This is a genomic window from Synechococcus sp. H55.9, assembly GCF_047462355.1.
In the GTDB taxonomy this organism is placed as follows: Bacteria; Cyanobacteriota; Cyanobacteriia; order Thermostichales; family Thermostichaceae; genus Thermostichus.
Window position 1 is genome coordinate 71,007 of the sequence record NZ_JANSJB010000001.1, and the last position, 4,861, is coordinate 75,867.

Sequence of the window (4,861 nt, forward strand, 5' to 3'; positions counted from 1 at the left end):
CCGCTGCTGTGGCTGTTGACCTGGGTGGGATCCCGCTCGGCCCAGCCGCAGCTATTGGGGATCCCGGCTTGGTACTGGGGAGCAGGGTTGGCGGTGCTGCTGTTGGTGCCCCTGAACTTCTACTTTGTGCGAACTTGCTGGCCCAGGGCTGGAGATGAGTGACACGGTTTTGAGTTTGGGTGTGGTGGGGGTGTACTTGCTGCTGCTGGCGGCCATTGGTTGGTGGAGCTACCGCCGCAGCGGCCAGGATCCGGTCAGCTATTTCCTGGCAGGGCGGGGGCTGGGATCCCTGGCCTTGACCTTGACCACGCTGGCGACGCTGCTCAGCGCCTTTACCTTCCTCGGCGTGCCGGCGGATGCCTACACCCACGGCCTGGGGATTTTTTTGGCCGTGGGGGTCACCACGGCGCTGATCTCAGGGCTGTTTTTTGGGGTGGGCTACCGGGTGTGGCTGGCGGCCCGCCACTTTGGGTTCATCACCCCCTCAGAGTTCTTTGGCCACCGCTTCAACAGCCCTCTCCTGGCCCTGCTCTATTGCCTAAGCGCCCTGACGTTTACCGCCCCCTACATCAGCATCCAGATCATCGGCGGGGCGCGCACCCTGGCCGCCGTTTTGGGGGAAGGGATCCCCTACTGGCCCCTGGCGGTGGGGGTGGCGCTGGTCATCCTGGGCTATGTCCTCTTCGGCGGCTCCCAGGCCGTGGTCTGGACGGACGTGGTGCAGGGGATCATCTTGGTTGTGGGGATGGGAGTGGCCTTTGTGGCCGTGGCCTTGAGTTGGGGCCAAGAGGCCGGCAGCCGGTTGGATCCCTGGCTGAGCTTGCCCGGCCCCCAGGGGCGCTGGAGCTGGCAGACCCTGCTTGGCAACCAACTGCTGTTTTTGATGGCTACGCCCCTTTTTCCCCAATTTTTTCAGCGCTTCTACATGGCCAAAAGTGCCCGTCCCTTTCAGACGCTGATGGTGGTCTGGCCGCTGCTGATTCTACTGGTGTTCTTCCCAGCAGCCCTCATTGGCGTCTGGGGTCGGCTGGCTTTTCCTGACCTGCAGCAGCCGGATCAGATCATGCCGCTGATGTTGCAGACCCTGCCCAGCGGCGTGGCGGCAGTGGTGATTACAGCGGCGCTGGCGGCTTTGATGTCTACGGCGGACTCGCAACTGCTAACAGCCAGCTCCCTGGTTACCCGGGATCTGGTGGTTACCTTGCTCAAGCGCCAGCTTTCTCCGCACCAGGAGGAGCTGTTGGGCCGCTGGGTGGTGCTGGGGATTGGGCTGGTTTCCTTTGCCATTGCCGTCAGGCCACCGGGGCTCATCGCCCAGATCGCCACCTGGAGCTTTCAGGGCAACGCCATGCTCTTTCCCCTCTTGATGGCCGGCCTGTACTGGAAGCGGGCTACCCGCGCCGGGGCCGTAGCCGGAGCTTTGGTTTCCAGCGGTCTCACCTTGGGCTGGCTGGCGGGCCTGTTGCCCCAAGCCTGGACGGGGGGCTGGCTGCCGGTGATCCCGGCGGTGGTTGTCGGCACGGCGGTGCTGGTGGGGGTGAGCTTGCTCACTCAGCCCGACCAGGAGAGGCTGGCCGCCTACTATGAGAGCGGCCCTTGGGGGGAGGAGATCTCGAAATAACTGGATTGAGACAGATCCCTCACCCCCGGCCCCTCTCCCTGAGGGATGACCCTCACCCCCGGCCCCTCTCCCTGAGGGAGAGGGGAGATGCTTCGGCGTTGTTCAGCTTCTGTCGGTGGCCAACCTCTTGAGAACAAGGAAGGTGCCGCCCAGGAAGAGCAGGCCCATCAGCCCGGCTAGGGGGTTGCCGCCGATGCCGGTGAGCCACTCTGGCGCCCTGCCGGTGTACTCGATCCAAGCCAAGTTGTTGACCCAGGTGATGCCCCACACCCAGCCGGCGTGCAGCCCCAGGCTGAGTCCTAGCTTGTTTTGGTTCCACACCTTGGCCTGGGCCAGCAGCAGGCCCATCAGCCACAGTCCCGGAAACTGGGGCCAGGTGGCGAGGATCTCTGCTGGCGGCTTCAAAAAGTGGGCCAAAGCAAAGAGAAGGCTGGATCCCCACAGAGCGCTTGTCCAGCCGTAGTCCAAGGCCATCTCCTGCAGCAGCCAGCCGCGGAACAACAGCTCTTCTGCTAGAGCCACCGCCAGGCCCACCCCTAGCCCCAGCAAGCCATAGCCCAGCAGGGATCCCCCTTCCACCGGCTGCCAGCTCAGCCAGCCCAGGGCCCCCTCCAGGCCAAAGAGCAGAAAAAGCCCGCCCACACCCATCCCCAGGCCCCAGAGGATCCCAGCCCGACAGGCCCAACTCTTGTCCAGGCCATAGGCGGCAAACCCGGATCCCCACAGCCCCAGCCAAAGGAGCAGTAGAGCATACAGCGGCAGCCAGAGGTACTCTCGGCCAAAGAAAAATCCCCCCAGGCCGACCCACGGTAGCCAGGCCAAAAGGGGGATCCCCAAAAACAGCAACAGCCGCAGCGGCAAGGGAAAGGCCTTGAGTTTGCCAATCAGCTCAGCAGTCGGCAGGCCCACCCAAACCGCTCCTAACTAGCGTTCCGGCTCGATCGAGCTGGTGAGGCCGTGCTGGCGCAGCTGCTCGCAGTAAAACTCCGCGTGCTCCCGCGGCACCACGATGACCACAGCAACGCCGTTGTTGTGGGCTTCCAACATGATCTCGGTGGCTTGCGGCGGCATCATCGATGGAATGACCTTCACCAGCACCTGCACCACGTACTCCATGGTGTTGACATCGTCGTTGTGCAGCAACACCCGGTACATGGGCATATGCTTCGGGGTTACAGAAGGCTTAACCAGAGTCTCCGTAGCCACGACGATCCCTCCTTGGGTCAACAAGAGGTTCTAGAACGCAAAACCGAAAACAAAGCCAAAAAGCAAAAAACCTTAATGGAATTTTAGCCTTCGCAGGAAGGGCTATGAAAAGGCCGCGGAGAACCCAAGCCTCAGGTCTGGCGTTCTTAAACAGAAGCTAACCCAGTTTTCACCGGCCCACAACCTCAGTTTGGGCGCAGAAGTGCTTGACTAGGGGCAATTGGCCATTGTTGCGGATCCCTTTACATTTGCCGGCGTCGCTGAGGTTAGCTGTATGAGTTCCCTGCGTTCCCGTCGCTTTTTCCTGCAGTTGCTGATGTTTGGCGGTGGGGCAGCCGCCCTGGCCGCCTGTGGGGGCACCTCCAGTTCTTCTATCCCGCCGCTGGGAGAGCCAGGATTTCCCCAGGGGGTGTTTGCCGGGGATCCCACCTCTGAGGGGGCGGTGCTTTCCACGCGGGTGGTGCCGGCCAGCAGCGTGGATACGGTGCCTGTGACGCTGCAGATGGCGGAAAATGCCGAGTTCAACCCCATTCTGCAGCAGGTTGCGCTGACTGCCCGCCGCGTGGCCGGTCGCAACTACCGCACCGAGCCGGGCGACTACATTGCCCGCGCCGTTGTTACCGGCCTGAGGCCGGCGCAGCGCTATTTCTACCGCTTTGTCAGTGAGGGGTTTACCAGCCCTGTGGGCCAGTTCCGCACCCTGCCGGCTCCGGGCGATGGGCGGCCCATCCGCTTCTTGCACATTAGCTGCGCCAATGAGCCTCCTTTCCCCATTGGGGCGGCCCTGTTGGCTGAGGTTAACCGCGGCGATATCGATTTCATCTCCTTCAACGGCGACACCGTCTACGCGGATCGCTTCTGGCTGGGGCTGGATCCCATCGGCAACCTGGAGTTTTACCGCAGCCTCTATCGGGATCAGCGGGATCCCAAGTATGCCGGGCCGGAGTTCCCGCAGTTGTTCAGTCGCACTTCCTTTGTCGTTAACTGGGATGACCACGAGGTGATCGACAACTACAGCGGCCAGAAGGCCCGCGGCGGCCGCGCCGTCCAGCTCAACGACACCACCGGGCAAACCCGCGACGTGGAAGATTTTAGGGTGCTGGGCTACCAGGCCTTTTTTGAGTACAACCCCATCACCCCCACCTTGACGGATGTACCGGGGGTAGATAGCCGGGATCGGGTGTTTCGCAGCTTCCGCTACGGCGCCAACGCCGAAGTCTTTATCCTCGACCTGCGCCAGTACCGCGACTTGGCTGCTGTGACCCCGATCCTGCCCATTTTGCCCCCTGGCTTGACCCGCCAGCGCTTTTTGGAACTGGCCGGCATCCGCCTCACGCCCCAGCAGGAGACCCTGTTCTTCGGCCCGCCGGGATCGGAAGAGGCGCTGTTTAACCTGCTGCGCCGCACGCCGCGCATTCTTTTGGGAGAACCCCAAAAGCAGTGGTTGTTCAACGGCCTGCGCAGCTCCACCGCCACCTACAAGTTCATCGTCAGCGAGTTTCCCATCACGGTGACCTATTTCCGCTCCAACGACGTCTGGGAGGGCTACTGGCTGGAGCGGCAGGAGGTGATCGACTTTATTGAGCGCAACAACATCCGCAACGTGGTGTTCCTAACCGGCAACAACCACGCCGGCTTTATCGGCCAGGTCAACCCCGGCAGCAGCAACCCCATCTGGGAGGTGTGGACTGGCCCCACCGGACGCAGCGTGACCGCCTTGAGCATTGACGAGTTGGGCAGCCAACTGGGGATCCCCAACGCCAGCCGCCTCTACTACCGGATTGTGAATGGCTTTCTCGCCCCTGTGAACCCTGCCAATCCAGAAGTGAGCGGGATCCCTGGCGTAACGACAGGCAACCTGCGCTTTTTGGAGCTGGCGGTGCCCAACTACACCCTCATTGAAGTCTCCGGCAGCCGCTGCACCCTTCAGATCAAGGGCCCCACCGGCAGCGTCCTCACCGATCCCCTGGGGCGCCGCGGAGAACTGGTGCTGCCCCAGTGAGAACAATCAAGGGCTTTGGGCAGGTTTTCTCA

At 62.5% G+C, this 4,861-nt stretch carries 4 protein-coding genes; 2 read left to right on the top strand and 2 right to left on the bottom strand.

The annotated features are described in order from the left end of the window. Nucleotides 1-154 precede the first annotated feature (154 nt). Nucleotides 155-1,621 (top strand): sodium:solute symporter family protein, encoded by a 1,467-nt coding sequence (locus NW857_RS00380; RefSeq protein ID WP_414367674.1) that lies wholly within the window; start codon nucleotides 155-157, stop codon nucleotides 1,619-1,621. A gap of 102 nt (nucleotides 1,622-1,723) precedes the next feature. Here NW857_RS00380 and NW857_RS00385 read toward each other — a convergent pair whose 3' ends face one another. Next, nucleotides 1,724-2,530, bottom strand: coding sequence for a lysostaphin resistance A-like protein (locus NW857_RS00385; protein ID WP_414349215.1), 807 nt, complete (start codon nucleotides 2,528-2,530; stop codon nucleotides 1,724-1,726). A gap of 15 nt (nucleotides 2,531-2,545) precedes the next feature. Then, a complete protein-coding gene (gene clpS / locus NW857_RS00390) occupies nucleotides 2,546-2,827 on the bottom strand; it encodes an ATP-dependent Clp protease adapter ClpS (protein WP_414333897.1) in 282 nt (93 codons plus the stop codon). 274 nt (nucleotides 2,828-3,101) lie between these two features. Between clpS and NW857_RS00395 the strand changes: the two genes are divergently transcribed. Further along, nucleotides 3,102-4,829, top strand: a complete 1,728-nt coding sequence (locus NW857_RS00395) for an alkaline phosphatase D family protein (RefSeq protein WP_414367676.1) — start codon at nucleotides 3,102-3,104, stop codon at nucleotides 4,827-4,829. Nucleotides 4,830-4,861 lie beyond the last annotated feature (32 nt).

What these genes read in the sequence shown, in the direction of transcription:
- NW857_RS00380 (WP_414367674.1), top strand. Translation starts at nt 155, where the DNA reads ATGAGTGACACGGTTTTGAGTTTGGGTGTGGTGGGGGTGTACTTGCTG.
- NW857_RS00395 (WP_414367676.1), top strand. Translation starts at nt 3,102, where the DNA reads ATGAGTTCCCTGCGTTCCCGTCGCTTTTTCCTGCAGTTGCTGATGTTT.